This window comes from Peribacillus simplex (assembly GCF_900156045.1).
Lineage (GTDB): Bacteria > Bacillota > Bacilli > Bacillales > DSM-1321 > Peribacillus > Peribacillus simplex_D.
The window spans coordinates 78,963-101,119 of the sequence record NZ_FTMX01000006.1; the positions used below are offsets into that span (position 1 = coordinate 78,963).

The 22,157-nt window shown below is 41.7% G+C and carries 20 protein-coding genes and 1 pseudogene; 12 read left to right on the forward strand and 9 right to left on the reverse strand.

Translation table 11 applies throughout. The features are described from left to right. Window positions 1-4 precede the first annotated feature (4 nt). Window positions 5-1,369 (forward strand): ethanolamine ammonia-lyase subunit EutB, encoded by a 1,365-nt coding sequence (locus tag BW986_RS20125; protein ID WP_076370098.1) that lies wholly within the window; start codon window positions 5-7, stop codon window positions 1,367-1,369. A 32-nt stretch (window positions 1,370-1,401) separates the two neighbouring features. Continuing rightward, window positions 1,402-2,127 (forward strand): annotated as a pseudogene (eutC, locus tag BW986_RS20130) (ethanolamine ammonia-lyase subunit EutC); the annotation flags it as partial. A gap of 358 nt (window positions 2,128-2,485) precedes the next feature. Here the strand turns inward: eutC and BW986_RS20140 are convergent. Continuing rightward, complete coding sequence (locus tag BW986_RS20140; protein ID WP_076370102.1) at window positions 2,486-3,211, reverse strand: DUF4261 domain-containing protein; 726 nt, start codon at window positions 3,209-3,211, stop codon at window positions 2,486-2,488. A 262-nt stretch (window positions 3,212-3,473) separates the two neighbouring features. On the opposite strand from BW986_RS20140, the gene BW986_RS20145 reads away from it, so the two are divergent. Then, a complete protein-coding gene (locus BW986_RS20145) occupies window positions 3,474-4,193 on the forward strand; it encodes a YebC/PmpR family DNA-binding transcriptional regulator (protein ID WP_053536610.1) in 720 nt (239 codons plus the stop codon). A 99-nt stretch (window positions 4,194-4,292) separates the two neighbouring features. On the opposite strand, the gene BW986_RS20150 is transcribed toward BW986_RS20145, so the two are convergent. After that, window positions 4,293-5,699 (reverse strand): polysaccharide deacetylase family protein, encoded by a 1,407-nt coding sequence (locus BW986_RS20150; protein WP_076370104.1) that lies wholly within the window; start codon window positions 5,697-5,699, stop codon window positions 4,293-4,295. Window positions 5,700-5,883: 184 nt separating this feature from the next. Here BW986_RS20150 and BW986_RS20155 point away from each other — a divergent pair, with 184 nt between their 5' ends. Then, entirely contained in the window at window positions 5,884-6,399 is a 516-nt protein-coding gene (locus tag BW986_RS20155) for an RNA polymerase sigma factor SigV (protein WP_076370106.1), read from the forward strand. After that, a complete protein-coding gene (rsiV, locus tag BW986_RS20160; protein ID WP_076370108.1) occupies window positions 6,384-7,253 on the forward strand; it encodes an anti-sigma-V factor RsiV in 870 nt (289 codons plus the stop codon). The genes BW986_RS20155 and rsiV overlap by 16 nt, the downstream gene beginning before the upstream one ends. 88 nt (window positions 7,254-7,341) lie before the next feature. Here the strand turns inward: rsiV and BW986_RS20165 are convergent, their stop codons facing one another. Continuing rightward, a complete protein-coding gene (locus BW986_RS20165; protein ID WP_076370110.1) occupies window positions 7,342-7,566 on the reverse strand; it encodes a hypothetical protein in 225 nt (74 codons plus the stop codon). A 345-nt stretch (window positions 7,567-7,911) separates the two neighbouring features. Between BW986_RS20165 and BW986_RS20170 the strand changes: the two genes are divergently transcribed. Continuing rightward, complete coding sequence (locus BW986_RS20170) at window positions 7,912-9,405, forward strand: peptide MFS transporter (RefSeq protein WP_076370112.1); 1,494 nt, start codon at window positions 7,912-7,914, stop codon at window positions 9,403-9,405. Between the two features lie 153 nt (window positions 9,406-9,558). Here the strand turns inward: BW986_RS20170 and BW986_RS20175 are convergent, their stop codons facing one another. Next, window positions 9,559-9,831, reverse strand: coding sequence for a YesK family protein (locus BW986_RS20175; RefSeq protein WP_076370114.1), 273 nt, complete (start codon window positions 9,829-9,831; stop codon window positions 9,559-9,561). A 569-nt stretch (window positions 9,832-10,400) separates the two neighbouring features. On the opposite strand from BW986_RS20175, the gene BW986_RS20180 reads away from it, so the two are divergent. Continuing rightward, the gene (locus BW986_RS20180; RefSeq protein WP_063234934.1) at window positions 10,401-10,592 is read left to right on the forward strand and encodes a hypothetical protein; all 192 of its coding nucleotides are present in this window, start codon (window positions 10,401-10,403) and stop codon (window positions 10,590-10,592) included. Window positions 10,593-10,802: 210 nt separating this feature from the next. Here the strand turns inward: BW986_RS20180 and BW986_RS20185 are convergent, their stop codons facing one another. From BW986_RS20185 to BW986_RS20200, 4 genes are all read right to left on the reverse strand, one after another. Further along, window positions 10,803-11,750: a hypothetical protein gene (locus tag BW986_RS20185; RefSeq protein ID WP_076370116.1), complete on the reverse strand. Its 948-nt coding sequence runs from the start codon at window positions 11,748-11,750 to the stop codon at window positions 10,803-10,805. Window positions 11,751-11,975: 225 nt separating this feature from the next. Then, on the reverse strand, window positions 11,976-13,358 hold the full coding sequence (bioA, locus tag BW986_RS20190) for an adenosylmethionine--8-amino-7-oxononanoate transaminase (protein ID WP_076370118.1): 1,383 nt from the start codon (window positions 13,356-13,358) through the stop codon (window positions 11,976-11,978). Beyond that, window positions 13,355-14,062 carry a dethiobiotin synthase gene (gene bioD / locus BW986_RS20195; protein WP_076370120.1) on the reverse strand — a complete coding sequence of 236 codons (708 nt, stop codon included), beginning with the start codon at window positions 14,060-14,062 and terminating at the stop codon, window positions 13,355-13,357. Before bioD ends, bioA begins: the two co-directional genes overlap by 4 nt. Then, window positions 14,041-14,625 carry a biotin transporter BioY gene (locus BW986_RS20200; RefSeq protein ID WP_076370122.1) on the reverse strand — a complete coding sequence of 195 codons (585 nt, stop codon included), beginning with the start codon at window positions 14,623-14,625 and terminating at the stop codon, window positions 14,041-14,043. Before BW986_RS20200 ends, bioD begins: the two co-directional genes overlap by 22 nt. A 382-nt stretch (window positions 14,626-15,007) precedes the next feature. Between BW986_RS20200 and bioB the strand changes: the two genes are divergently transcribed. From bioB to BW986_RS20225, 4 genes are all read left to right on the forward strand, one after another. Next, complete coding sequence (bioB, locus tag BW986_RS20205) at window positions 15,008-15,973, forward strand: biotin synthase BioB (RefSeq protein ID WP_221408335.1); 966 nt, start codon at window positions 15,008-15,010, stop codon at window positions 15,971-15,973. A 1,151-nt stretch (window positions 15,974-17,124) separates the two neighbouring features. Further along, window positions 17,125-17,823, forward strand: a complete 699-nt coding sequence (locus tag BW986_RS20215) for a polysaccharide deacetylase family protein (protein WP_076370128.1) — start codon at window positions 17,125-17,127, stop codon at window positions 17,821-17,823. 17 nt (window positions 17,824-17,840) lie between these two features. Further along, the gene (locus BW986_RS20220) at window positions 17,841-18,440 is read left to right on the forward strand and encodes a DedA family protein (RefSeq protein ID WP_076370130.1); all 600 of its coding nucleotides are present in this window, start codon (window positions 17,841-17,843) and stop codon (window positions 18,438-18,440) included. A gap of 131 nt (window positions 18,441-18,571) precedes the next feature. Further along, a complete protein-coding gene (locus BW986_RS20225; protein WP_076370132.1) occupies window positions 18,572-19,738 on the forward strand; it encodes an MGDG synthase family glycosyltransferase in 1,167 nt (388 codons plus the stop codon). A 177-nt stretch (window positions 19,739-19,915) separates the two neighbouring features. Here the strand turns inward: BW986_RS20225 and BW986_RS20230 are convergent, their stop codons facing one another. Continuing rightward, the gene (locus BW986_RS20230; protein WP_076370134.1) at window positions 19,916-20,836 is read right to left on the reverse strand and encodes a substrate-binding domain-containing protein; all 921 of its coding nucleotides are present in this window, start codon (window positions 20,834-20,836) and stop codon (window positions 19,916-19,918) included. 148 nt (window positions 20,837-20,984) lie between these two features. Between BW986_RS20230 and modA the strand changes: the two genes are divergently transcribed. Next, a complete protein-coding gene (modA, locus tag BW986_RS20235; RefSeq protein ID WP_076370136.1) occupies window positions 20,985-21,788 on the forward strand; it encodes a molybdate ABC transporter substrate-binding protein in 804 nt (267 codons plus the stop codon). Window positions 21,789-22,157: the final 369 nt, after the last annotated feature.

Below are 22,157 nucleotides of genomic sequence, written 5' to 3' on the forward strand. Positions count from 1 at the left end.
TACGATGAAATTATCCACTCAATACTTTGGGGAAATCCATCAATTCAAATCGTTGAAAGAAGTCATGGCCAAAGCGAATGAAGAGAAATCAGGAGATAGGCTTGCGGGAATTGCAGCAGATTCGGTCCAAGAACGGATTGCGGCGAAAGCGGTGCTTAGCGAATTGACTTTGGCGGACATCAGGAACTATCCCCTGCTCTCCCCGGAAGAGGATGAGGTGTCGCGGATCATAGATGGTCTCATCAATGGAACCATCTATCAATCCGTGAAGAACTGGAGCGTTGCCGAGCTGCGTGAATATATTTTGAGTGACGAAACGACCGGCGAGGATTTAAAGCGATTAAGCAGGGGATTGAATAGTGAAATGATTGCTGCGGCAGCCAAGTTAATGTCGAACCTCGACCTTATCCATGCAGCCAATAAAATCGAAGTGCTCACCAAGAATAATAGCACGATCGGATACAAAGGAACGCTTGCTTCGCGGCTTCAGCCTAACCACCCAACCGACAATGTGGATGGCATGCTGGCTTCTTTAAAAGAAGGCCTCTCCTATGGAGTCGGGGATGCACTCATTGGAATCAACCCTGTCGATGATTCGGTCGAAAGCGTAAAGCGGCTGCTTCATGCGACACAGGATGTCATCCAGAAGTGGAACATCCCGACCCAAAATTGTGTGCTTGCGCATGTGACCACGCAAATTAAGGCCGTACAGCAGGGTGCGCCTGCCGATATGATTTTTCAAAGCATCGCCGGAACGGAAACGGCCAATCGTTCTTTTGGAATTAACGTACAAATGCTCGAAGAAGCTAATGAGGTCGCGAAGTCATATGGGACCGGCACAGGCCCGCAGCATCTTTATTTTGAAACGGGGCAAGGCTCCGAGTTATCGGCTGAAGCGCATTTTGGAATCGATCAGGTGACGCTTGAGGCCAGGAACTATGGATTTGCCCGCTATTTTGATCCGTACATTGTCAATACGGTCGTCGGATTCATCGGACCTGAATATCTATATAACAGCAAGCAGGTCATCCGCGCCGGGTTAGAAGATCATTTCATGGGAAAAATGCATGGACTGCCGATGGGTGTGGATATTTGCTATACGAATCATATGAAGGCGGATCAAAATGATATCGAGGACTTGGGTGTACTTTTAACGGCGGCTGGCGTGAATTTCATCATCGCAACTCCGATGGGGGATGACTGCATGTTAAACTACCAGTCTTTGAGTTACCACGATATAGCGACTTTGAGGCAAACGATGGATAAGCGACCCGCCCCATTATATGAAGCCTGGCTGGAGAAGATGGGGATTATGGAGAATGGAAAATTAACAAAGCGTGCCGGTGATCCGACTATATTTAACCATTAGGAGTGGATGATATGGGAATGAATAATAAGGAAGATTTGGCTGCATTGATGGCTAAAACCCCTGCGCGGATAGGGGTGGGCAGGTCAGGGACCCGGCCGAAAACCGATTCTTGGCTGAAATTCCGTTTTGACCATGCGGCGGCCGTCGATGCTGTATATGGTGAAGTCAGTGATATTCTTTTGAAACGCCTGGATTTATTCAAGGTGAAAACGAAGGCCGATGATAAGGAAGTCTATTTACGGCGTCCGGATTATGGCAGGAAGCTTTCGGATGAAGCAAAGCGGGTGATAGAAGCCAAATGCATAAAGGCCCCAACGGTTCAAATCATCATTTCCGATGGCTTAAGTGCCAAGGCGATCGAAGAAAATGTGGAGGATGTCTATTTATCTTTCAAACAATCTTTGGCAGTGGCAGGTCTGGATACAGGTACACCTTTTTATATTGAAAAGGGCCGGGTTGCGGTGATGGATGATATCGGTGAAATCCTTGGACCTGAGGTCATTGTCCTGTTGATCGGTGAACGGCCTGGTCTGGTCAGTGCTGAATCATTGAGCGCTTATATATGCTATAAACCACGTTTGGGCACCATTGAAGCAGAAAGGATGGTCATTTCCAACATCCATAAAGGAGGGATTCCCCCGGTTGAAGCTGGGGCGCATCTTGGCACGGTCATTCAAAAGATCCTCAAATACCAAGCGAGCGGCATGTCCCTTGTGAAGAAGGAGCATGAAGAAGAAAAGCGTGAAAAACTCGGCTGAACCACTTTTGTCTAAAAAGGGGGTTCGGGATGGTCTCATTCCGGACGATGATTAAGACTAGGTCGTTGATTTCCTCTCCAGGCACCCGCTTTCTGCGGGCGGTCCGGGGGCCTCCTCAAACTCGCTTTATATGTTTTTTTTATGAACTCCTTATTGGATTGAAGAAATATGCGACACTCCTGCCGAATAACTGGCTAGCCGAGACCCCACAGGCACTTGAGCCGAGGAGGCTTGGCAGACAGTCGGCGGAAAGGGAGCGGATTTCTGAAAACGACTGGAACGTTTTTTAAATAAAAAAACTGCAGGCAAACTCGCTTTATGCGATTTTGTCTACAGTCTGGGGGAGCGAATCGCTCCTCTATTTACTTGTCCCTAAATTCCATAATCCAAACGGGTTGTAGAATGGATGGTCTTCTTCATATCTAAAGTCCTGAAGGCCCGTCAATATAAAGTCGGGTGCATCTTGTTGAATGCTAAAGGTTTCGCCATTCTTAAAGAGAGGACGTTCACCTAAATGGTAATAATTAAATGTGTTTAGCAGCGCAGCCGCTTCTTTCGGACTCATTGTGTTAAGTGTCACGGCATCCGGAAGACCAAAAGCTTTCATTCCGAATGAACAATAATAATCTTCCTCCCCGATGATCGTGACAAAATGGGCATATACCGAGAGAATATCCGGGCTATGATGAAGATGCTGCCAATCTTCCTTTGAATGGGCAATTCCAGCCGTTTCTATTTTCACTGCCATTCCGCCTGCCCTTAGGATCGCTGCCCCGGCATCGATCAAATCGATAACAGTTCCGGTATCGGATACATCGGCTATAATATAAACGGTAAAGGTATGGTCATTGATTTCCTCTAACGCATTCTCCGAAAAGGCGTCTTTACTGGCGTAGGAAAAGCTCTCTTTTAAAGTGGGTTCATAATCATGGATCTCCGCCTGAAAAGTAATGTTCTTATCGCTGTTGTGAAAAACATTCCCGGCTAACAGATACCCTTCGCTTTGGGAAGCGACCGTTTGAATCAATTCTGTCCGGTCCTTCCATTTACCGGGTATCCCGATGATGATTTGGTTGTCCTTCATGGATCATCTCTCCTTTCCAATCACTTCATACTATACCACTGCTGATGTTTTCCAAAGTATTTCATATGAAATAGTGCAAGAAACCGATAAATGCCAGAGTGAGGGATGTGCAGGACTTTTTCAAAATTATACAATTGATGTATAATATAATCTAGTAAACGTATAGCCTATCTTCAAAGGAATTCCCCTGGTGGGTTTTCTCATAGGGCCGTATCTTAATAATCTATTCGTATATATCAATGATGAAAGAGAGTGGAATATAATGGGTCGTAAGTGGAATAACATTAAAGAAAAAAAAGCGTCAAAAGATGCTAATACTAGTCGGATTTATGCCAAGTTCGGACGGGAAATATATGTAGTGGCAAAACAAGGTGAACCAGATCCAGAGTCCAATCAGGCATTAAGGGTCGTACTGGAGCGTGCGAAAACGTACAATGTCCCAAGAGCGATCATTGACCGTGCGATTGAAAAAGCCAAAGGCGGTTCGGAAGAAAACTATGACGAACTTCGTTATGAAGGATTCGGTCCGAATGGTTCAATGGTCATCGTGGATGCATTGACAAACAACGTGAACCGGACGGCATCTGATGTGCGTGCCGCATTTGGGAAAAATGGCGGAAATATGGGTGTCAGCGGATCTGTTGCTTATATGTTCGATGCTACGGCTGTCATCGGGATTGAAGGCAAAACGGCTGATGATGTTCTTGAACTGTTAATGGAAGCGGATGTTGATGTACGTGACATCATTGAAGAAGAAGAAAGTGTCATCGTTTATGCCGAACCTGAACAATTCCATGCTGTACAACAAGCTTTCAAGGATGCAGGAATCAGCGATTTTACAGTGGCCGAGCTGACGATGCTTGCACAAAATGACCTAACCCTTCCAGAAGATGCACAAGCACAATTCGAAAAAATGATTGATGCATTGGAAGATTTGGAAGATGTCCAACAAGTTTATCATAATGTAGATCTTGGTGAATGATAAAATGAGCAGACCTTTGTTATATGATCAAAGGTCTGCTTATTTTATTTGAAAGGAAAGAGCCTGTTCCGAATCACGGAACAGGCTCTTTCCTTTTGCTTATTCATTTATGGTGATTCCGGAAAGTTCACGTTCTTTCTGTACCTTTTCCAATTCCGAAATTGTGACCAGTTGATAACCTTGGTCATGCAGTTGTTTGATGATTTTTCCTGCAGCCTGGGCGCTAGTTTGATAGATATCATGCATTAATATGATACTGCCATCTTTGGCTTTGCTCATCACTTTGTTCACGATTTTCTTTTCATTCCGTTCTTTCCAATCTTCGGGATCGACATCCCAAAGTGTGACTTTCATATCCTCCATGTATTCACGGACATTATTGTTAATCGCTCCATATGGGGGACGGACGAGATTTGGCTCAGCACCTGTAGCTTTTTCTACAGCGTCTTGGGTCTTTTCGATTTGACTTTTGATCTTGTTCTTGCTTAAGCGCGTCAGCTGCGGGTGATCCCATGAATGGTTGCCGACCTCATTTCCTTGCTGCAACATTTTTTGCAGAACTTCCGGATAATGCTGTACGCGGCTTCCAAGCACGAAAAACGTCGCGTGTCCATCATACTTGTTCAGGTCTTTAAGAATGGACATGGTATGACTTGGATGCGGCCCGTCATCGAACGTCAAGGCAATGACCTTTTTTGAAGGGTCGATCCATTCATTTTGCACGGGCAGTTTGGCGACGATATGTTTCGGCTGCCATTCCTTTACACGATCCGCATTCAAATCTTGACTTTGATATGAATCTAGCAAACTATCTTTAAAAAGTTCCTTCTTGATGGCTATTGTATGGATCTTAGTTGAATGATCAGTCTTAACGTGGAATACAAGCGTATCTTTCAAGACTGAAAAAGAATTGAAGTTGGCTGCCTTCAGTTTGTTTTCCTTTTTAATGAGACTGTTTGAAATGCCTTCTTCTTCCTTCTCCGTTAACTCTTCAAAAACAATATCGGATAAAACGGATAAATAATCAGTATCCGTGGCAAAGATGTCTTCTATGGAGAGCTTTTGCTGAGATGGAATATCATAAGTGAAGATCTGGGATCCAGACTGCTTCTTTCCTTCCACTTGCTCATATTTATCGAAGGAAATCGTAATGGTCTGTTTGCTGAAATGGAGGATCGTATAAGTGAGGTTAAGCTCGGAAGCTTTTCCGTCGGATGCTTTCCATTTCTTTTCATAATCCTTAATTTCTTTCTTTATGTAGGCTTCTAGCTGCTTGTCGATATTTTCTAAATGCAGAACGGGCCTGCTGGCTGAATACCCGCCTTTCGTATTATCTTTCACATACGTTTGAATATCGGCTTCTGGGTAATTTTTATCAGTTGTATAGGCCGAAACGGTTCTTTTCTTATCAAAAGCAAGGCTTTTGATGGCTAACCCCAACGTTCCCATGGTAGCGGTTAGACAAAATAGAAAAATAAAGACTTTTTTATAATTTAATTTACTCATGATGCACTCCACCTCGATAATCATTCTACTATATAGACGCGCCAAAAGCCTTAAAAGTTTGTAAAAAATTTCATTTTTTTATATTTATATATTTCTTGTTCATTTTCAAACTTTTATGGCTGCAAAAACGTCTATCCTTTGTACCCAGGATACGTAATTTAAATGTAAGGAGCTCTTTCATGCAATGAAAAATCTAGATATGAATCAATTAATCGCGGCCCGGATAACCGAACGGCAAGAAAATTTGTACAGACTTGCTTTTTACTATGTTAAAAACCAAGAGGATGCGCTTGATATCGTGCAGGAATCAATCAGGAAAGCGCTGGCCTCCAGCAGCAAAATCAAAGACGCTGCTTCTATTGATAGCTGGTTATATAAGATCATCGTCCGAACGGCACTGGATGTTTTGCGGAAGAAAAAGAAACTGACCATCGCCGATGACGAAACAATAGAATACTTACGCAGCGGTGAGGAAGATCACTATCCTGACCTGGATTTGCAAAAGGCGCTTGAAGGACTTTCGGTCAAGTACAAAACGGTAGTCGTTCTCCGTTTCTTCGAGGACCTGAAGCTGGAAGAGATAGCGGAAGTGCTGGAAGAGAACGTAAGCACGATTAAAACGAGATTATATAAAGCACTGCAACTATTGCGGATCAACATGACTGAACGGGAGGAAACGAAAAGATGGAAAAAAAACTAAAAGATCTGCGGGAAGAATATCTTAAAACACCGATACCAAAGGAATTGAATGATGTCGTTCAAGCGGCCTTGAATGAAAAGCCCAGGAAGAAGCCAAGGGTTGGCAGGAATGTCCTCATGTCAGCGGCTGCAGCGCTTCTGATTGTGACAGCTTCCGTAAACATCAGTCCGGCAGCGGCGAAAGCCATGAGTGAAATCCCGATAGTCGATAAGGTCATCAAAGTGATTACCTTCGTCGAATGGAAAGAAGAAGCGAATAATTCTTCGGCAGTAATCAAGACACCTGCCATATCCGGTCTGGAGAATAAACAGCTCGAAGATAGCTTGAATGAGAAATACTTATCGGAAAGCAAGCAGCTTTATAAGGAATTCACGGACTCCATGTCAAAACTGAAGGAAGGGGAAAAGGGCAATATGTCGGTGGAAAGCGGATATGTGATATTGACGGATAATGAAACGATCTTATCCGTACAGCGTTATACGGATAAGATTGCTGCTTCCAGTTCTACAGAAAGTCAATTTGATACAGTCGACAAGAAAAACGAAGTGCTATTAACGCTAAATAGCTTATTTAAAGATGATCGTTATCTTCAGGTGATCAGTGAAAACATCAAAGAACAGATGAAGCGGCAGATGGCAGAAGATCCGGAAAAGATATATTGGGTCGAAGATGATGACCTTACTGCTTTTAAAGGCATCGATGAAAACCAAAACTTTTATATAAACGAAGATGGCAAGCTAGTAATCGCCTTTAACAGCTTTGAAGCTGCGCCGGGATATATGGGGGCCGTCGAGTTCGTCATCCCGACAAAGGTGCTGTCAGACCTTCTTGTGGGCGATCAATATATCCATTAAAAAAATCTTATTTGTAATTCTTATGACGGGCGGGAGGCTTTTAAAACGGCAAAATACCCATTAAAAAAGACGAACCAACGTTACTTGATTACAGTAACCTTGGCTCGTCTCTTTTTTGTTCGAATTTCATCTGGTCCAGTTCCAGCCTCATTTTTTCCGTCTCCATTAGAAAATTTTCATGCTTCAGTTTCTCAAGTTCCAATTCAACCTTTAGCATATTGTGTTTGGTTTTTGACTGTTTTTCTAAATGGCTTGTCAGTATGCCGATTATAGGGATGGAAAAAATCAGCACAACGGTTATAATCCCTAGCATTATCGTGCCTCCTCATTTTTTTATATCTATTATACGTTGTATATAACGGATGAAGTGAGTTTTTTGAAAAATGGGTCTTGCTATTTTTACGATTCTGATTGCATCTGCATGGCAACCAAAGTGATATGAAACGTAATACCATTGGTGAAGTTAGGGCAATATATCTTTGATGGTAGATCCCTATTAGACTATAAGGGGTGTTTTTTACTGTAAAATACGGGTATTGTCATGTAGGGTGGCAACTCTCTTCTATTTATTTTGAAATTAATTATTTAAATATACTAAATATTTATTTACAATATAGAAAATAAAAGTTATTATACAATAATAAAAGGAGGGCTAGGTATGGCAACGATAAATAAACAGAAAATTGTGGATAGTGTACCTCAAAAAGGTTTTTTCGGAAACCCTAAAGGATTATTCACCCTTTTCTTTACTGAGTTCTGGGAGCGTTTCTCGTATTATGGCATGAAGGCCATTCTTGTTTACTATATGTATTACGAAGTTTCTAAAGGGGGACTAGGTCTTGATGAAACCACAGCCCTTGCCCTTGTATCCATATACGGATCTTTAGTATATATGTCAGGTATAATTGGCGGATGGCTTGCCGATAGGATCTTCGGGACTTCCAAAGCCGTATTTTACGGTGGTATCTTGATCATGCTCGGGCATATTGTCCTTGCTGTACCAGGCAGTCTCTCCATGTTCTTTGTTTCCATGGTACTCATTGTTCTTGGTACTGGTTTATTAAAACCGAATGTTTCCAGCATTGTCGGTGAAATTTACGCAGAAAATGACGAACGCCGGGATTCCGGTTTCAGTATATTCTATATGGGTATCAACATGGGTGCATTCCTTTCACCGTTTGTTGTCGGTACAGTCGGAATGGACTACAGCTTCCATCTTGGTTTTGGACTTGCGGCAATTGGAATGTTAATTGGACTCATCGTCTTTGTTGCAACAAAGAAAAAGAACCTGGGCCTTGCTGGAACTCTACCTGCAAACCCATTATCACAGAATGAAAAGAAAAAAGTATTCACGAAATTGGGGATAGCTACACTTATCTTAGCTGCCATCATCGGCATCACTGCCGCTAAAGGCATCTTAACGATTGAAACCTTTATTAATCTTGTAGGTATCCTAGGGATCGTTATTCCGACCCTTTATTTCATTTTCATGTATCGCAGCCCTAAAACGACTTCTGTTGAACGTTCACGCTTGATTGCCTATATTCCTTTGTTTATAGCAGCTGTCATGTTCTGGGCGATTCAAGAGCAAGGTGCAACTATATTAGCAAGCTATGCAGACAAACGGACACAGTTGAATTTTGCTGGAATAGAAATAAACCCGGCATGGTTCCAATCTTTGAACCCTTTGTTCATCATCACCCTTGCACCAGTATTCGCATGGTTATGGATTAAACTAGGAAAGCGTCAGCCGACCATTCCTCAAAAATTCTCAATAGGTTTATTGTTCGCCGGTTTATCATTCCTGGTGATCCTGCTTCCTGTTTATTTCGGTGGATCGGATGCATTAGTCAATCCGCTATGGCTTGTACTTAGCTATTTCCTTGTAGTGCTTGGGGAACTTTGTTTATCTCCTGTTGGACTTTCAGCAACTACAAAATTGGCTCCGGCCGCATTCTCGGCACAAACGATGAGCCTGTGGTTCCTGGCAAGTGCAGCAGCACAAGCACTGAATGCACAAATCGTCAGATTCTACACACCTCAAACCGAAATGGCTTATTTTGGCGTGATTGGTGTTGCTTCAATGGTCCTTGGACTGGTCCTGATGGTCTTATCACCAAAGATTCAAGGTTACATGAAAGGCATTCGCTAACACTTAGCCAGCAGCAAAAAAAGATGACCTCCGAGTTAAACGGGGTCATCTTTTTTATTATTATTTCATTCCATCTAACGGTCCTGCTTAGTCTTTTCCAATTGAATTATTACAAGTAGCTATTTAAGTTTTCATAGTTATTTGAACTGAATTCTAGCTTTGTACACCTTTGTTTTTACTCGCAATAATTGAAGCCGCAATAGCGAAGGGAAGTAAAAAGAAAGCCAGTATTCCATATCCAGCTCCTTCAAACCCCCTAATGTTCACAAAACCAATGTAAAACAAAATAATTGAAGTTATAACAGTTAATATGCCAGGTAAAAGCCTTACAAATAAAGATAAATGTAATTTCCTAAACCACCACGCCAGAAGTATTACTAACATTCCAGGGACACAAGCAACCAGGAGAGGAATTCCCAACATCATTTTGTAACCTCCTCAAATATCTTGTGTAAATAATACCATAATAAGGAATAACTTTTCTTTTTTATTTAAAGAATGAGAAAGAAAGCAATTTCCACTCCAGGCACTCGCTTTCCGGGGCGGGCCGGGAGCCTTCTCGGCGCCTGGGGGGGTTCCCTTTGACGCACTTTTCTAAGCAGGAGTCTCGCGCCTTCCGTTCCAATCAACTGAATTTTTTCAAAAAAATCTGCAGGTAAACTCGCTGGATTGAAGAAATTTGCGACACTCCCGCCGAGCTACTGACTTGTCGAGACCCAGAAGACGCTTGCCTTGATAAGGCTTGGCAGACAGTCGGCGGAAAGGGAGTGGATTTCTGAAATCAACTGGAACGTTTTTTCCCTAACCAATTTATCGTTTGGCCCTTGAAGTATTACAGGCTAGATTTTGTAATATAAACAAATATGATACCCACGAGGGTGCCTTTTCTAATGCCATCGATTCATTGAAGAAGATGACCAATCGCTGCGCATAAAAAAGTCATTTAAGCATAATTATATATAACGATAGGTGTTTTTATGGGTAGGAGGGAAGATATGGAGGGAAGGAAGTATAAGTATGAGCTACTATTGAGAAGCGCCAGGAAAGTCGGGTCCAAACCTAAAGGTATTGAAATGCCATCTTCACCTGTATGGAGTCCCGATCATATAAAATCAGCTAAGGATTGGATCGGCAGGAGCCCCATTCTGGAACCGTATATTAATACATATCTTGGACTTAAAAAATAACCCCGTGAGTCATCAGGGGTTATTTTTAATTTACATTTGATAATACTTTTTTTACTGACGGACTATTCGGTGTCAACTTGTTCGAATGATAAGTTGGAATAACGACCTCATGAGGCTGTGACTTACCAACCTTACTTGCGGATTTAAATAGTTTGGATTTACTATATTTTCTTTTAGGTAAAGACATCGTTATCACCTCTTTCCTTTATTTTACTTAATTTCTTCCTCAGATTCAACATCTTCCTCTTCTTGAATAGCCAAAGATGTGTGATATCTTCGGTATAATTCATATGTTAATGAAGCTAAGCCTGATACTAAATGGCCGTCATATTCATCAAAAATGGTTCGATAGCTCTTTAGGACAATGACATAAGTAATTAAGCATTCTTCCTCAGTCAGCAGATTTTCTTCGACGTTAATTGTATGGATCATAAAGTTTTTAAAGTGTATGTATCTATCATTCTCTTTATTGATAGGAAGCCCGATTCCTTTCACTTTTGCTGAGGGAAGAGATTTTTTAACAAGTTTAGGAGCTGAGTAATTCTTTTTAAACTTGGTTTCCGTCACTATATCAAATTCAAAATGGGAGTCCCAATTATTTTTATAATGATCTCTCATGTAATAGAGCATTTCTTCAAGAAAGTCCTTATAGCTTGTATTATCCCTTTCAACTTCTAAAAACAATGATTTAAAATCCTCTTTTAACCAGTAAGAGAGAAGTCCGAATTTATCTTGTTGAATGGTCAAATTCTTAGCTACCTCGATGGCTTGAGATTCTCTTTCAACTTCGAGGGTCATGAATTTAAATCTTTTAACGCTCAATAGCGGGATTGGTATCAGTATAAAAAGGAATAGCAGGATTAAAAAGTAACCGACATGTTCAAATATGATTTTTGCTTTCGGTGATTCCGCTAATGGTTTTAAGACCAGTGATGTAACGGTGGGATCCTTTTCAATGACTTTACTTTCCTTAACTTTTTCACTTTTACTTGATTGTTCCTGTTTCGACTCTTGAACATTACCAGCAGGTGCCTGAAAATAGCGAATAATTCCAGAGACGATAATTAGAATGAGCAGACTTATATAAGCAAAAGTATAAATAGTCCTGATCCAGTCTTTTCTGGTAGGGGAATCATACTCTTTTTCTATGCCTGACAAAGCAGTTCACCTCTTTTCTTTTACCCTGATTATAGCAGAAATACCCAAAAATATTAAAAATATCTAGGTTCATCTATAGGTTTGTAAAACGGAAAAAGAGGCTAATAATGATTTTTTGCCGTGCAGACAATGGAAGGAAATCAGCATAAGTACTCCGTATTTCCAAAGTGCTTTGGGAAGAAAGGAAGAAACCGGATGAGCCCTGCTCTTCCGGTTCTTTCTGGATCAGTTTGCTGCTGGAATCAATCCTTTATGAATGGAGACTTCCTGGATGGCACGGTAGACGGTTTCGACCATGAAATCGAGTTCCTTTTCTGACATGGAAAGGATCGGCATCATCGTGATGACTGGACCAAGTTCCCGGATGATCAGGCCATTTTCCCGTGCTGTATGGATGATTCCGGAAACGACGTTCTCTTGGAGGGTGAACGTTTCTTTTGTTTCACGATCTTTAACGATTTCCACTCCAATCATGAAGCCGCGCTGGCGAATATCGCCGACGATCGGAAGTTCATATAGCGCTTGCAGCCTTTGTGATAGGTATTTAGATTTTTTCTGGATGTCTTTAATGAGATTGCGGCTTTCCATCAGCTCGATATTCTTCAGGGCCAGTGCACAGGCTAGCTGGTTTCCTGTATAGGTGTGGCCGTGATAGAAGGTTTTATGTTCTTCCCGTTCTCCCAAGAAGGATTGAAAGATCTGCTCGTTCATGATGGTGGCTGCGAGTGGCATATATCCCCCAGTGATCCCTTTGCCCATACACATGATATCGGGGACGACATCTTCCTGTTCGCAGGCAAACATTGTACCGGTGCGACCGAATCCTACGGCCACCTCGTCACAAATTAAGAGGATATTGTACTTCTTGCATAAGTGTTCGACCTCTTTCAAAAAGCCCTGGGGATGGGTTATGATGCCAGCTGCTCCCTGCACCAGCGGTTCGATGATCAATCCTGCAATTTCCTCTGATTGTTCTTGCAGTAACTTCTCCAGTTCCTTCAAGCAATGGTTTTTCACGGCTTCTTGATCCCCATATTCAGTCATGTGATAGGCATATGGTGAAGGGGCGGAAATCCGTTGAAATAAGAGGGGCTTAAAGATTCTATGGAATAGATCCATTCCGCCCACACTCACAGCTCCAACAGTATCGCCGTGGTATGCTTCGTCAAGTGAGACGAATTTGTTTTTATTCTGATGCTTGACGGGATCGATATTCTGCCAATATTGATAAGCGACTTTAAGGGCGATTTCCACTGCGGCAGATCCCGTGTCGGAGTAGAAGACTTTCGATAAAGAACCAGGAGTGATCTCTGCCAGTTTTTTTGCCAGTAAGATCGATGGTACATTCGCAGATCCAAGCAGCGTGGAGTGCGCGACTTTATTCACTTGTTCAATTAGGGCGCCGTTCAATTCCGGCTCGTTATGCCCGTGCACATTCACCCATAATGAAGCATAGCCGTCGAGGTAGCGTTTGCCATCCACATCAATCAGGTAGCTGCCTTCGCCGCGCTCGATGATCAGCGGTTTACTTTCCCGGTACGTTTTCATTTGTGTGAACGGATGCCATACATATTCCTTATCCCATTGTTCTAAATCCTGACTGTTCATGCTTTGAACACCTCTTTCAGTTGTTGGGTATAATTTTGATCACCAAGCAATTCAAGGATGCAGTTCCTCAAGTCTTTTCTGACATCGGCCATTGTCGGAATGCAGGCGAGGCCATTCAGCCCTGTCAGCTTTTCGATGGTTTCGATATTGTCTTGATGAATCCGATCTTCTGGCCGGTAATGATTATACAAAATGGTTTTCACGTTTATATCATGGACCTGGGCATAAGAATGGGTCGTCACGACATCATGAATCGCCCCTAAACCGCTTGTGGATACGAAGAGGACAGGCATGCCGCAATCCCTTATGAAATCCGCGGTCATATAGAAACCTTCCGTCCGTTCAATGAGCGGCACAGCCAATCCGCCAGCGCCCTCGACTAATACGATGTCATACATTTCCTCAAGTTCATGAACCCTTTCCACGACTTTCTTCTCATCGATTTGACTACCAGTCAATTTAATCGCCAAATGTGGGGAGGTTTCGGGTTCCAGTGTGTAAAACCCTGATTCCTTTACACCGAGTTCCTGCTCAAACCAAGAAATATCCGGGTATGTATTATTTTCCTCATTGATTCCAGTTTGAAATGGCTTGAATATCGTGACGCTTTTTCCCAATGTTTGAAGAGACAGATAGAGTGCACTCGTGACGATGGTCTTTCCAATATCCGTGCCAGTTCCGGTTATAAAGTAGGCTTGGCCCATGGATGATTCAACTCCTTTATGTTTATATATTTTGCAATGCGCGGACGTACTTGCTGAATGATGACAGCACATAGAATGCATAGCATTAAATCACCGGGTACAGGTAATAAGAAGCCGTAAAGAATCGTTTGGTTGATGGAAAGCGGCGTTTCCACAATCCACTTCATCGCACCATAAAGCCAGATGCAGCCGAAAAAGTAAACTGTCAGCAAAGAGGCGGCATTAGCAAAGAATATGGAACGAATCGTTGAGAGGGAAAACCGGTTGATCAGCCATCCGTTTACATAGGCTCCCAGTATATATCCGAGCAAATAGCCGAAAGTGGGTTTGAATATATAGCCGAATCCCCCGCCTTCAGCAAACACGGGCACCCCGATAAGTCCGATCAAGACATAGCATAACTGACTGAGCATCCCAAGACGGGGCCCCAATAATGCGCCTGCCAAATAGACTGCCAGAATTTGCAGTGTGAATGGTATGTAAGGGATAGGTATCTTAATAAAGGCGCCAATGGCAGTTAACGCGGTAAAAAGGGCCACATAAGAAATCGTCCTTGCCTTCAAGGTTTTCAACCTCCTTTTTAGAAATGACTGGCAGAATGCCCACTATTAGTTTGCCTGAATCCCATTTTATATGTCAACTAATTTATATATTTAGTTAACATATAAAGTACCAGCTTTCTTAGGATTAGAAGGGCATACTAGGAAAATATTGAAAAAAGATCATTGAATAATATTTTGTTTGTATGTTATTATTCAAACGATATGTTAACTTAAAATATTAAAGGTTAACATATTAAAAGTTTTATTATGTCTTGAGTGTGCAAAATGAACCAATCCGTTCCAAGGATTCAGGTAATTAATCGTGGAAGATTCATGGGAAGGAATATAGAACATAAAAAGAAAAGAGGGATTAGGTTTGGAAACATTGGTTAGGGATTGGAAGATGTTAGCGGAGAACGTTATCAAAGGATATAAAGTGACGGAGGAAGAGGCATTATCCATCGTACAAGCCCCAGACGAAGAGGTTTTGGAAATTCTGAATGCAGCCTATCTCATACGTAAACACCATTATGGGAAAAAGGTTAAATTGAATATGATCATCAATACGAAGTCAGGATTATGTCCCGAAGATTGCGGCTACTGCTCGCAGTCGATCGTTTCGGAAGCCCCGATCGATAAATATGCTTGGCTGACTAAAGAAAAGATTGTCGAGGGAGCGCAAGAATCAATTCGACGCAAAGCGGGTACTTATTGCATCGTTGCGTCCGGCAGGCGTCCGACTAACAGGGAAATCGATCATGTCATTGAAGCGGTAAAGGAAATCCGCGAATCGACGGATCTTAAAATATGCTGCTGTTTAGGTTTCCTGAATGAGGAACATGCCGGCAAACTGGCGGAAGCGGGCGTTCATCGCTACAACCACAACTTGAATACATCACAGGAAAACTACAGCAAAATTACATCGACACATACATATGAAGACCGGGTAGATACAGTTGAAGCTGTGAAGGATGCTGGCATGTCCCCATGTTCTGGTGCCATTTTCGGTATGGGGGAATCTGAGGCGGAAGCGGTGGAAATCGCCCTATCCTTACGAAGCCTTGATGCAGATTCCATTCCTTGTAATTTTCTCAATGCAATTGACGGAACGCCGCTTGAGGGCACTTCCGAGTTGACCCCGACTAAATGCCTGAAATTGATTTCGATGATGAGATTCGTTAATCCGAGTAAAGAAATTCGTCTGGCCGGCGGTCGTGAGGTCAATCTCCGTTCCATGCAGCCCATGGCACTTTATGCAGCCAATTCCATCTTCGTCGGCGATTATTTAACGACAGCCGGTCAAGAACCCACAGCGGATTGGGGAATCATCGAAGACCTGGGATTTGAAATTGAAGAATGCGCTCTTTAATTGGATTTTTTTAAAAAAACACCCTTAGGGTGTTTTTTTTCAGTTTGTCGATAAAATACTGTTTTATGAAACCCTAACTGGATTGAAGAAATGAACTGAATGGTATTTTGAGGGTTTGATAATATAAAATGTTGATTTCCTCTCCAGGCACTCGCTTTCCGCGGTCTCCCTGAACTCGCATTTCCCGCAGGAGTCTCGCGCCTTCCGTTCCAATCAACAGGAATGTTTTTTTAAAAATCTGCAGGTAAACTTATTGGATGAAAGAATGAACTGAATGGTTTTTTTGAGGGTTTGATAATATAGAATGTTGATTTCCTCTCCAGGCACTCGCTTTCCGCGGGCGGTCCGGGAGCCTCCTCGGCGCTTTGCGCCTGTGGGGTCTCCCCTGAACTCGCATATCCCGCAGGAGTCTCGCGCCTTCCGTTCCAATCAACTTTGTTTTGAAAATTTAGATAGAAACCCATTTTTCGACAAAAGGAGGTTCCGATTGATCTCACCCCGAACCGTGATAATAAAACAAGACCAGATTACACTTAATGTTTTTTTCCTGTAATCCTCATTAGATTGAAGAAATTTGCGACACTCCTGCCGAAAAACTGGCTAGCCGAGACCCCGCAGCCGCTTGCGGTGAGGAGGCTTGGCAGACAGTCGGCGGAAAGGGAGCGGATTTCTGAAATCAACTGAACACTTTTTTTAAAAAAACAGCAGGCAAACTTGCTCTTTATGGTTTTTTATTGTTTTATCAAACTCTTATTGGATTGAAGAAATTTGCGACACTCCTGCCGAAAAACTGGCTAGCCGAGACCCCACAGCCGCTTACGGTGAGGAGGCTTGGCAGGCAGTCGGCGGAAAGGGAGCGGATTTCTGAAATCAACTGAACACTTTTCAAAAACTGCAGGGGAACCCGTTTTCTTCTTTAGTCTGGGTGTTTTATGAATTTGCTGTAAGCGGGCTATTGGTCTGTCAATCTTTACAAAAATAAAAAAATAATTGATAAGTGAAAATAGTGAAAAAAAAATGCTAAATTGTAAGGAGAGGTTTTATAATGAATTACCTGAATGCAATAACATTGCTGCATTGTGGTAAATGATCATGATAAAGGGAAAGGATCAGTATTGGTAATATCAATAATGAGAGGATAGTTTTGTGTGATGCATATATGGCTGATTAGTTTTATTATTTTATTATTGCTATTAATATTATATACGATTATCCCAACGGTGCTTATTCGTGTATGCAGTCTGGGAATAACAAAAAAAATCAATTCGAATCATGGGATTGCGCTAACTTTCGATGATGGCCCAAACCCTGAATATACGATAAAATTGCTTGATCTTTTAAAGGAATATAAGATAAAGGCCACATTTTTTGTTGTTGGCAGTAAAGTGAAAAGCAATCCTGAGATTATTAAAAGAATGCATGAAGAGGGACATGCTATCGGTATCCATCATTTCCATCATGTTTCAAGTTGGGTGCTATCACCAATCCATCTACGGAAGCAGTTGGAAATGACGGAAAAGGCGATAAGTGAATGTACGAATGAAAAGGTTGTTTTTTATAGACCGCCATGGGGACATTTTAATCTATTCACCCCACTTTTCAGTAAGAAATATAGAGTGATAATGTGGTCCGGCATTTTCGGGGATTGGAAGGCCGAAAATTGCAAAAATACTCTGCTCGATCAACTGCGAAGCACTGCGACGGAAGGTTCCATCCTGTTGCTTCATGACTGTGGTGAAACCTTGGGGGCGGATAAAGAGGCACCAGGCCATATGATTGAAATGTTGAAAATTTACCTGCAGGAAAGTAAGGAAAAAGGAACACACTTCATTTCTTTAAAAGACTTATAACTAATTCTGGGGGTATTATGAATATAGATACGCTTTTACATTTTATTGATTCATATGGATACCTGATCATTTTTCTTTTTTTATTCTTTGGCATTGTGGGAGTGCCTGCTCCAGAAGAATCACTTCTATTCCTAATCGGGGTGTTGGCTATCCAAGGTAAGCTCTCACTGGGTTTGGCAATGCTGTGTGCAATTCTCGGCGCCTTTATCGGAATGCTTGCAGCTTATGCATGCGGAAAATATGTGGGGTATCCATTTATAAATAAATATGGAAGGTTCATTGGGATTACGAGTGAACGCTGGGAGAAAGCAAAGAAAAACTATACGGATAATGCACAAAAAACATTGGTATTGGGATTTTACATTCCGGGAATAAGGCAAATTAGTCCGTATTTTGCAGGGATCTCATCCATACCCTTTCGGAAATACTTCCTATTTTCCCTATTAGGCACCATACTCTGGACCGTCCCTTTTATAGTGGCCGGTTATTATGTGGGGGATGCTTTTAATGTTAATCCAAAATATGTTCCATATTTAGGTATTGTATTTTTAGTTATTTTTGTACTATATGTTACTATCAAATACATGAAAAAGAGAAAACAAATGTCCAAAAGTTGAGTCGGCTCCTTATTATAAACCGTTAGGAATGAAATTCATTTAAAGGATTTGTTCAACGATATTTTAAGAGGAAGATATCATGACCTATATATTTTCGTATTTTCAGAATGATTTCTTAGGAGATGACACATATGAAGAAGATTTTGTTTTTACCTCTCTTTCGAATGCAGTCGGGACATCATCAAGTTGCAGAGGCATTAATGGATATGTTAAAAAAGCATTCAAATGGGATTACTTATAAAAAAATCGATCTAATCAGTTATACCAATACTTCTCTAGAAAAAATCATCGCAAGCAGTTATCTAACATGGATCCGTTATGCGCCGGAAACCTATAATCTTGCCTATAAGAATCTGTTTTATGTACACTCCTCAAAGGAACGGATATTTAAATGGTATCAGCAATTATTCATGAATAAGCTGGAACAATTGATAGCAGAGGAAGAGCCTGATTTAATTGTGTGCACACATGGTTTCCCTTCCTATCTTTTGAGCCAGCTAAAGATGAAAGGGAAGTGCAGCACACCGGTAATAAACGTGTACACGGACTTTTTCATTAATAATGTGTGGGGAAGCGAAGGGATAGATGTCCACTTTCTTCCTAGCCAAGAAGTGAAAGAAAAGCTGATGAGCAAGCGTCAAATACCAAAACAAACGATGATGGTCACTGGCATTCCCGTGCACGAGGAAATCACTAAAAATGCTTCTATTCAAAAAAACACAGAACGGCCCAAAATTTTGATATCCGGAGGAAATAGCGGTCTGGGAGGGATTTTGAACTTAGGTGATGAGTTAAAGACTTCAACCGACTTTGATTATTTAGTCCTTTGCGGAAATAACAACAAGCTGTATGAAGAAATCAATACATGGAACTTACCTCATATCAAACCATTGCCCTATATCTCATCAAGGACTGAAATGAATAGGCTTTATGAAGAAGTTGACGCAATCGTTACGAAACCCGGCGGTGTCACGATTAGCGAAGCATTGCGAAAAAGGCTTCCCATTTTTGTTCACTCCAGGCTTCCGGGGCAGGAGGAAATTAATCTGCAGTATTTAAAACAACAAGGTCTTGTATTTAAACTTAATCAGAAAACGCCTTTTGAAAAACAATTGCGAAGTATATTAAAAGATCAGAAAAAAATGAAAAAATGGAGCACATCCATAGAATCCTATCATAAGGAAATAGAGTTGGAGAAACCTGAGGGAATAGTGGAGGTCATGAAATTGATCCTTAACCTTAATCAAAATGGTACGCCTTCCTATCTAGCCCGACAGCCCAAACTCCTATTTAGCTGAGATGTATTGTGTTCCCCGTAAGAAAGCTAGTCTTCTTTTTTGAATTGCATATATGAACAGAAGAACGCGAAAAAAGGCATTCAAAGCAGGGTGGCTTCAATTGGAACCATTTGAAGTAATTGATCATGGCTTGATGCATACGAAACAGGAAGGCTGCTGAATCAGTAGCCTTCCTGTTTAATATGTCTCGTATATGATAGAGCCTGTCTGAGAAATATCATAATCGCCTAAAGCGTTGATTTCAGCTTGAAATGGATTCGATGATAAAATCCGCTTAACGACGTTTATGAGCTCTTCGTTTTTCGGAGATTTTAACATAACAAGGTCATAACGTTCTGTAATTAATGGAACAAAGTCAACTCCAACGATTTTTGCAGCTTTTTCAATTCCCACACCAACATCCGCTTTCCCCGCAGAAACCGCTGAAGCCACACTTAAGTGGTTGGTCTCTTCGTTTGCATATCCCTTAAGGTCTTTAGAAGATATTCTGTGAATCCTGAGCTGCTCATCAAGAAGAATCCGTGCTCCGGATCCTCTTTCCCGATTGATGATGGCCAAGTCTTTATGTTTTAAATCAGTCCAATTTGTGAGGCCAAAGGGATTTCCCTTTTTAACATACAAACCAGCTTTCCTTGAAACAAGATTAAGTAAAATATAAGGATAACCGACCAAAATTTTTTTTATATAAGGAAGATTATATTCCCCAGTATCTCCATCGAACATATGCAAACTAACGATGTCGGAATCCCCATTGTACATAGATATAAGACCGCTTAGACTTCCAGCGTTAGATCGCAGTGTTTTATAGCTGGAGTGCTTCTGAATGTGCTGCCCTAGTATATCTAACACCATGTCTTGCCCGCTTATGACAAGGGTAAGGGAATCCTTCACTTCGTTTCCAGGGGGTTCGGCAACGGGGGATGTACTGGACTTATGGTTATTAATATATAACTCCAAGTCTTTTGCATCCATTCTCATCTGCCTTCCCACACGGAATACTGGGAGTTCCCCTTTTTTAACAAGATCATAAATTGTCAATTTAGATACCTTTAAAAGCTGTGACACTTCCTCGATCGTATAGGAAAGCTCTTTTGACATGTGCATCCCTCCGTTCCTTATTGTATCTTAGAGTCCTTAAAAAAGTAAATTCACAGCAAAAAGGGCATTGATTAAAACCTTTTATACGTCTTATACTAGTTATAATTAGATATAATTAATTATAACTAGTAAGGAAGGAAGAGGGACTTTGAAGAAAATATACCTTATGATTTTTTCGATAATGATGCTTGTGATAGTGGGGGCAGGGTGTTCAAGTGATGAAGGAAAAGATGCAGGAAAGCAGGCGCAACAGGCTGACGAGAAAGTGGAACTGACGATTTCGGCAGCTGCAAGTTTGCAAGATTCCTTAAATGATATAAAGAAGTCTTTTGAAAAAGAAAATGAGAATGTGAAAGTCCATTATAACTTTGGAGCCTCTGGAGCGCTTCAGCAGCAGATATCACAAGGAGCACCTGTTGACCTGTTTTTCTCAGCTGCAGAAGATAAATTTGATAAATTAGTAGAAGAGGGCCTTATTGAAGAGAAAAACGGAATCGATTTAGTCGGCAATGAGCTGGTGCTGGTGGTGCCAAAGGATTCCAAAAAGGGAATCGGATCACTGGAAGACCTCACTAAGGCCGCAAAAATTTCGATTGGCACTCCAGAGTCTGTACCGGCAGGGCAGTATGCGAAACAAACTTTGGAAAATATGAACCTCTTTAAAGAGGTTGAAGATCGATTGGTATATGCCAAGGATGTCCGGCAAGTGCTTACATATGTGGAAACGGGGAACGTGGACGCAGGCCTCGTCTATAAAACGGATGCGCTCACTTCATCAAAAGTTGGAATCATTGCAACAGCCCAGGCAGATTTACATGATCCGATCATATATCCCGTCGGAATGATCAATGACCTGGATCATGCCAAGGAAGCCAAGCTATTCTATGACTATCTCCAAACGGAAGCCTCCATGAAAATCTTTGAAAAATACGGATTTAATGATTTGAAATAACCGCCAATCTGGAGGTTTCAGTTAGAAGAAAAAAGGGGTTCGGAAAACATATCTTTGATCAAATGATGTTCCCAAACTAACACCTTCAACTCATCAGGTATGGTTTCTATTTAAATGTAATAACAAAGTTGATTGGAGAGAAAGGTGCGAGACTCCTGCGGGAAAAGCGCGTCTAGGGAGACCCCGCAGGCGCAAGCCGAGGAGGCTCCCTGACCGCCCGCGGAAAGCGAGTGCCTGTAGCGGAAATCCCCTGCAAATTGTACAAGCCATAAAAAAACTGTAGGCAAACTCGATTTCTTCGAATTTGTCTACAGTCTCTAACCACCAATCTGGTGGTCTTTTTTTATGCGCCCTAAGTAATGTTGGGTA

Excerpts from the sequence above, each read along its gene's own strand:
- BW986_RS20125 (WP_076370098.1), top strand. The coding sequence starts at position 5 with ATGAAATTATCCACTCAATACTTTGGGGAAATCCATCAATTCAAATCG.
- BW986_RS20140 (WP_076370102.1), bottom strand. The coding sequence starts at position 3,211 with ATGAAGGACAACCAAATCATCATCGGGATACCCGGTAAATGGAAGGAC.
- BW986_RS20145 (WP_053536610.1), top strand. The coding sequence starts at position 3,474 with ATGGGTCGTAAGTGGAATAACATTAAAGAAAAAAAAGCGTCAAAAGAT.
- BW986_RS20150 (WP_076370104.1), bottom strand. The coding sequence starts at position 5,699 with ATGAGTAAATTAAATTATAAAAAAGTCTTTATTTTTCTATTTTGTCTA.
- BW986_RS20155 (WP_076370106.1), top strand. The coding sequence starts at position 5,884 with ATGAAAAATCTAGATATGAATCAATTAATCGCGGCCCGGATAACCGAA.
- rsiV (WP_076370108.1), top strand. The coding sequence starts at position 6,384 with ATGGAAAAAAAACTAAAAGATCTGCGGGAAGAATATCTTAAAACACCG.
- BW986_RS20165 (WP_076370110.1), bottom strand. The coding sequence starts at position 7,566 with ATGCTAGGGATTATAACCGTTGTGCTGATTTTTTCCATCCCTATAATC.
- BW986_RS20170 (WP_076370112.1), top strand. The coding sequence starts at position 7,912 with ATGGCAACGATAAATAAACAGAAAATTGTGGATAGTGTACCTCAAAAA.
- BW986_RS20175 (WP_076370114.1), bottom strand. The coding sequence starts at position 9,831 with ATGATGTTGGGAATTCCTCTCCTGGTTGCTTGTGTCCCTGGAATGTTA.
- BW986_RS20180 (WP_063234934.1), top strand. The coding sequence starts at position 10,401 with ATGGAGGGAAGGAAGTATAAGTATGAGCTACTATTGAGAAGCGCCAGG.
- bioA (WP_076370118.1), bottom strand. The coding sequence starts at position 13,358 with ATGAACAGTCAGGATTTAGAACAATGGGATAAGGAATATGTATGGCAT.
- bioD (WP_076370120.1), bottom strand. The coding sequence starts at position 14,062 with ATGGGCCAAGCCTACTTTATAACCGGAACTGGCACGGATATTGGAAAG.
- bioB (WP_221408335.1), top strand. The coding sequence starts at position 15,008 with ATGTTAGCGGAGAACGTTATCAAAGGATATAAAGTGACGGAGGAAGAG.
- BW986_RS20215 (WP_076370128.1), top strand. The coding sequence starts at position 17,125 with ATGCATATATGGCTGATTAGTTTTATTATTTTATTATTGCTATTAATA.
- BW986_RS20220 (WP_076370130.1), top strand. The coding sequence starts at position 17,841 with ATGAATATAGATACGCTTTTACATTTTATTGATTCATATGGATACCTG.
- BW986_RS20225 (WP_076370132.1), top strand. The coding sequence starts at position 18,572 with ATGAAGAAGATTTTGTTTTTACCTCTCTTTCGAATGCAGTCGGGACAT.
- BW986_RS20230 (WP_076370134.1), bottom strand. The coding sequence starts at position 20,836 with ATGTCAAAAGAGCTTTCCTATACGATCGAGGAAGTGTCACAGCTTTTA.